The sequence below is a fragment of the Oleiphilus sp. HI0132 genome (assembly GCF_001635845.1).
On record NZ_LWGJ01001159.1, the window covers coordinates 1 to 1,679 of the forward strand.

A 1,679-nucleotide genomic window follows, 5' to 3' on the forward strand; every position below is an offset into this window, starting at 1 on the left:
CAAACGCATTGAGATCTTCATTGTCTTTGGCGCCGTCACCAAAGCTAATATCAGGAGTAAGGGTTGCGTATAGCCACTCGGTAAAGGTGTTTGACTCACCACTTGGGTCTCGATTAGCCAAGTCGGATTGTGGCACCTTAATGCCCGTCTCGGGATAAGTATTCGCCCAGAGCTTGAGTAAGGTATTCACCTCTTTACTCATTGAATCAAACAAGCCTGGCTGATCTGCGTAACGTAGAGCGAGTGACAATAGTGCACGTCGACACTCATTGCCTTCGACTCCACAAGCATCTAGCCATACGCGCTGGCTAGCTACATGAAAATTTCCAACATCAGTGAGTTCATCAAAACGCTCAGGCGTAGCCAGCGGTTGTTCAATGTCTACCCCCCAATAAGGCTCGTTACCTCTGGCCGCCTGTATACGTTTAGCAACACTTAACTGTCCATTGGTTTCTTGCCAAGGGCGCTGCGAGAAAATAGGCCCGCCCCCTTGGTGGCAGGTCAGGCAGATCGCTCGACGAGTATAGACAATTCTTGGCACACACCCTTCACAATAATTTTGCACCAGCTGAAACTCAAACCGCCCTGCGCCTTCATTGTAGCTAAGCACCTCTATTTCATTTGCCCCTTCGACTAGCGCAACAAAAAGCTGGCCTTGGGTATTCATACCCAAACCCGCTGGGGTGTTTTCTTCCTGAAAGTCTGGCGCAATCAGTATTCGAGGTAAATGATGATCAGCTTGGCCTTTTAGCAGTGAACGGCCATCAGGAATCAGCAATGACAGCGGCGCTTCACCTTCAGGGTGCTGGCTCTGCAAGAGCTTGATCATTTCAGTAAAAGGGTAAGGCAAGCCATCATTCTGCGCGATTATATGGTCGAACAAAGAACGGGTTCCCTCAGGAGGGAGGTCTGTATCAGGTATCAGCTGACTATGCAGAGACGACTCTTCTACACCATCAAGAGATTGAGTGAGTTCAGAAATAGACGGATTATCAGCGTGATTGATAGACCAATATGTAATGCCAATAGCGAGCATACACAACAGGACTAACGCACTTATTGCTCTAGATAGATTCATTATTAACATTGCCCAGCTAAAGCAGCCCTTGTGATAACAAAGCTGCCTCAGCTCAAGCAATTAGGCCTCCCCATTCGTTTTTCATGACAAACATGAGTACCAAACGTTACATGAGTTTCAAGAATTCACGTAGGGCTAGTTTTTCTTCTGCAGGTAGATCTATACCAAACTGGTGGCCTTTGTTCTCAACAAAATCACCGCACTTCAAGAATACTGCATCATGTGGATTAGACGAAAGTACATGCGCAGCAGGCGTGCCTTTAGGGAAATGGACAATGCCATCTGGCTGACCGCTTAAGGTAATATTCAGGTCATGCTGTAACTTAGTGATCTTCTGCGGGCGACTGTTCTCTGCCAGCGGATCGTCAGACTTCATCAACTCATCGAAGGCCATTTCGAATTGTTCGATACGTCCTTTAACCGTGTAGTCAGGTGAACCGTCTTCAAGGAAAGTCACTTCACCAATCGCATTGTTATGTAGGAATGGAGCCGTTGCCCAAGCCGATAATAGAGAGAAGTTTCTCAAGTACCCTGGGCCACCTTCAATCTTCTTCTCGCCAATCTGCATACCACCGACGATTGGCGCGACAGGGTTAAGCAC

General features: G+C 47.6%; 2 protein-coding genes. Both read right to left on the reverse strand.

Annotation, left to right across the window (positions count from 1 at the left end; translation table 11 throughout):
- On the reverse strand, positions 1 to 1,078 hold a 1,078-nt coding region (locus tag A3766_RS16145), incomplete at its 3' end, for a hypothetical protein (protein ID WP_197479599.1).
- Positions 1,079 to 1,184: 106 nt separating this feature from the next.
- Positions 1,185 to 1,679, reverse strand: a 495-nt coding sequence (locus tag A3766_RS31235; protein WP_197479600.1) for a hypothetical protein, incomplete at its 5' end; no start/stop codon positions are given.